At 40.5% G+C, this 3,100-nt stretch carries 6 protein-coding genes; 3 read left to right on the top strand and 3 right to left on the bottom strand.

All coding sequences use genetic code 11. The features are described from left to right. The first annotated feature begins 483 nt into the window (after positions 1 to 483). Together BSCG_RS01600 and BSCG_RS01605 are read left to right on the top strand one after the other, a co-directional pair. Complete coding sequence (locus BSCG_RS01600) at positions 484 to 1,002, top strand: phosphoribosyltransferase (RefSeq protein ID WP_008777454.1); 519 nt, start codon at positions 484 to 486, stop codon at positions 1,000 to 1,002. Position 1,003: 1 nt separating this feature from the next. Next, the gene (locus BSCG_RS01605; protein ID WP_008771441.1) at positions 1,004 to 1,618 is read left to right on the top strand and encodes an SLOG family protein; all 615 of its coding nucleotides are present in this window, start codon (positions 1,004 to 1,006) and stop codon (positions 1,616 to 1,618) included. 137 nt (positions 1,619 to 1,755) lie between these two features. Here BSCG_RS01605 and BSCG_RS30175 read toward each other — a convergent pair whose 3' ends face one another. The 3 genes from BSCG_RS30175 to BSCG_RS29210 are packed head-to-tail and all read right to left on the bottom strand — an operon-like array spanning position 1,756 to position 2,340. Continuing rightward, positions 1,756 to 1,911, bottom strand: coding sequence for a hypothetical protein (locus BSCG_RS30175; RefSeq protein WP_008777452.1), 156 nt, complete (start codon positions 1,909 to 1,911; stop codon positions 1,756 to 1,758). 13 nt (positions 1,912 to 1,924) lie between these two features. Then, on the bottom strand, positions 1,925 to 2,191 hold the full coding sequence (locus BSCG_RS30705; protein WP_229035966.1) for a hypothetical protein: 267 nt from the start codon (positions 2,189 to 2,191) through the stop codon (positions 1,925 to 1,927). Beyond that, the gene (locus tag BSCG_RS29210) at positions 2,188 to 2,340 is read right to left on the bottom strand and encodes a hypothetical protein (RefSeq protein ID WP_229106191.1); all 153 of its coding nucleotides are present in this window, start codon (positions 2,338 to 2,340) and stop codon (positions 2,188 to 2,190) included. The genes BSCG_RS30705 and BSCG_RS29210 overlap by 4 nt, the downstream gene beginning before the upstream one ends. Before the next feature lie 315 nt (positions 2,341 to 2,655). Here BSCG_RS29210 and BSCG_RS01615 point away from each other — a divergent pair, with 315 nt between their 5' ends. Beyond that, complete coding sequence (locus BSCG_RS01615; RefSeq protein WP_005868746.1) at positions 2,656 to 3,054, top strand: single-stranded DNA-binding protein; 399 nt, start codon at positions 2,656 to 2,658, stop codon at positions 3,052 to 3,054. The last annotated feature ends 46 nt before the right edge of the window (positions 3,055 to 3,100 follow it).

Here is a 3,100-nt window from a genome sequence, read left to right as displayed (position 1 = left end):
CCTGTGACAGGGAGATAGGAATACGGTTTTGCAGGCAAAACCGTATGGTTTGTTTTACTTTCCGTACTGCCCTTTTCCTTGTTTTCTGCCTCCCCTAATGTGCGTTTTTCATAGCTCCATCTGGGACCCTTTGTTTTTGAACGGCAAATTTATGTCGGTGGATGGATACGAAAGAGTTCTGGTCTTCGCCCTTTGTCCTGAAAAAATAACGCCGGACGGCTTCGCTGTCCCCAACATTTTTTGTCGTCCAAAACTTTTCTCAATCCCTCCTTCCTTCTTGTTGTGTGCCGTAAAAAAAGGCTCATAAACTCAGATGGGGCATGAAAGCTCAAAAAAAAAGTCGGCAGAAAGAAAAGGCCATCCCGGAAAGGGGTTTTAAAAAAAGGTCTTTAAATCTAGCTGAAGCATAAGTTTAATTTTAATAGATAAAAGACTATGGCACATCAGAGTAAATATCCTAGTTTAGACAGACAATGACATAAGATGATGTTTTCTTTTTTTGAATATCTTCCTATGCAATATCGGCAGGCAACGGAAAGAGAATGGCAAATTCGTAAGATGATATGGAGTTTTAAGGATGGAAAATCTTATTTGAATGTAGCTTGGATGATAGCGAATAAGTTACATCAAGTTTTTGGTGATGATGTTAAGAATATTGTTTTTGCTTGTGTCCCGGCTTCTTCCGCTGATAAGAATGAACTTCGTTATAAGGGGTTTGCTTCGGCTGTGTGTAAGTTTTCAGGTGCTATCAATGCGTATGAACATATACGTGTCAGTGGAGATCGTTTGGCTATTCATGAGAAATTTGATAGCAAGTCGCTTCAAAAAGTACAAGTGATAGAATTTGACAAGGACTTTTTTCGGGGTAAGAAAATCTTGGTATTTGACGATATTTTAACGAAAGGGTTTTCGTATGCTCGTTTCGCATGTCAGTTGGAAAAAATAGGAGGTGAGGTTTTGGGAGGTTTCTTTTTAGGTAAAACAGTTGTCCGTATGTTATAAGATGAAAGAAAAAGAGAGTTATATAGAGAAGCAGAAGGGTATCTTTGGAGATACTACTTGGTTCACTTATCGTTATGAGGTGAATGGAATGGTGTATGAAACTTCGGCAGGTTCGTTGGATATATGTAGAAAGGCACGTGATAAATGGATGAAAATGATGTCCGTTGCTTTTACCGGTCATAGAACGATACGAACAAATAAATATGCTTTGTCCGTATCGTTGAATGAAGAGGTACGTTTCTGCTATGAGAATGGAATCCGTTTTTTCTATATTGGTTGTGCGGTTGGATTTGACATGATGGCTGCTCATACCATACTTGAACAAAGGAAACAATATCCCGATATGGTTTTGGTGGCGGTTGTTCCTTATGTCGGGCAAGATGTGTATTTCAACAAAGAGGACAAACAGAGGTATGCTGATATTTTGCGCCAAGCCGACAAGGTGGTAGTTCTATCCGAATATTATTATGCTCAATGCTATGCCCACCGTAATGATTACATGATTTCACACGCCTGTAGGCTGATTGCTTATTGGGATGGAAAATCTGCCGGAGGAACTTCTTATACGTTTAACAAGGCACAAAAAAAGAAATTGGTGATACACAATCTGTTTTGATTCAGATTGTATATCACTGTTCTCCAGCGGTATGATCAAACGTGGCGATGTCATACCGTCTGGTTGCTGTAAGTGCTAATATTTCCGGTGCAAAAGAGAGAGACACAATAAATATGAAAAGCAGTGATAGATGAATTTTACTTAATGTGATTGTGTGAAATCCAGAAATGGGGAAGGCAAAGGAGAGAGGCATATCCGGTCTGCTTTCGGAGTTTCGGCCACGCCGAAACAACTTCTTTCCGGCGGCTATGCCACTCTCCTTTTATTTGCCCGGCAGTCTGTTGCTTACCCATATGCCCCAGCCTTTTAGGGCTGTAGATAGGTAGTCGGATATTTCGCCACCAGATTGGCAGTCCGCTTCAATCGTTTGCTTTTCTCCGAGTGGATGCCTTTCTGTTTTTCCGGTAGTATAATCTTCTTTTTCCGGAAACAGTTGTAGTGGCTGTGTGCCTGTATGGTTATGTTCTCCCCACAGAATCCGTAAGTCTGTTCTTCCGTAGTAGGTTTTTGTTTTATCGAGGAGCCACTTCTTCCGATACGTGGAATATTGTATGCTTCATTCTTCGGCTTCATTTTTTTAAAAGGAATTGCAGAGGTTTCTTCCGGTGTGTCGATAGGCGGCAGACCATATTTTCGGAATGTGCCATGCTTTCTGTCTGACCGGTTGTTTTTTTGCATCCTTTCCAAACCTGTTGCTGATTTTCAAGTTTTGTCTTTTTCATATCATTTTTTAGTGAAGTCAAATCATTTTCCGTTGCAAATATAGATTGTTGCTAACCCCGGTTACGGGGATAAGGGGGCGATTCACAAACACCACGTTGTTATTCGGCTGAAATCTTCCTTTTTTTGCCCTGTACAAAAAGCGTATTTAACCCGAATTATTTGCTGCCATCTTCACCAATAAAAAAGTTACAAATCTTCCTTTTTCCGGCTAGCATAAAAAGCGTATTTATATCTTTTTTCATGGTGTCCCCCAAAGCCAACAATCAGTTATTGCACTGTAAAATTGATTAATTAACTTCTAAAAAATCAGAGATATGAAAAAGATTGAAAATTCATTCGCAGTAACAGGTTTTATCGGTAAGGATGCAGAAATCCGTAGTTTTGAAACAGCAAGCGTAGCACGCTTTTCTATCGCGGTCAGCCGTGCAGACAAGACAGGTGAAGAAACCTCTTATGTTTCCGCTTTCATGGGGATTGAAGCCTGGAGAAAGAATGAAGCACTGGATTCCTTCGATGTATTGAAAAAAGGTGAGCTGATAACCGTTGAAGGCTACTTTAAGCCGGAAGAATGGACGGATTCTAAAAGTGGAGAGAAGCGTAACCGCATTGTGATGGTAGCCACCAAGTTTTATCCGGCTCCGGAAAAAGAAGAAGAAAAACCGGATCAGCCTAAACAGAAGGCTGTCTCTAAAAAGAAAAAAGCAAGCAAATAATTGAAGCGGCCTTGTGCCGCTTTTTTTTGCTATATATCCGAGAGCG

This window comes from Bacteroides sp. 2_2_4, assembly GCF_000157055.1.
GTDB classification, from domain to species: Bacteria; Bacteroidota; Bacteroidia; order Bacteroidales; family Bacteroidaceae; genus Bacteroides; species Bacteroides ovatus.
Note: the sequence above shows the minus strand (reverse complement) of the source record. Positions and strands in the feature narration are given on the sequence as shown.

What these genes read in the sequence shown, in the direction of transcription:
- BSCG_RS01600 (WP_008777454.1), top strand. Translation starts at nt 484, where the DNA reads ATGATGTTTTCTTTTTTTGAATATCTTCCTATGCAATATCGGCAGGCA.
- BSCG_RS01605 (WP_008771441.1), top strand. Translation starts at nt 1,004, where the DNA reads ATGAAAGAAAAAGAGAGTTATATAGAGAAGCAGAAGGGTATCTTTGGA.
- BSCG_RS30175 (WP_008777452.1), bottom strand. Translation starts at nt 1,911, where the DNA reads ATGGGTAAGCAACAGACTGCCGGGCAAATAAAAGGAGAGTGGCATAGC.
- BSCG_RS30705 (WP_229035966.1), bottom strand. Translation starts at nt 2,191, where the DNA reads ATGAAGCCGAAGAATGAAGCATACAATATTCCACGTATCGGAAGAAGT.
- BSCG_RS29210 (WP_229106191.1), bottom strand. Translation starts at nt 2,340, where the DNA reads ATGAAAAAGACAAAACTTGAAAATCAGCAACAGGTTTGGAAAGGATGC.
- BSCG_RS01615 (WP_005868746.1), top strand. Translation starts at nt 2,656, where the DNA reads ATGAAAAAGATTGAAAATTCATTCGCAGTAACAGGTTTTATCGGTAAG.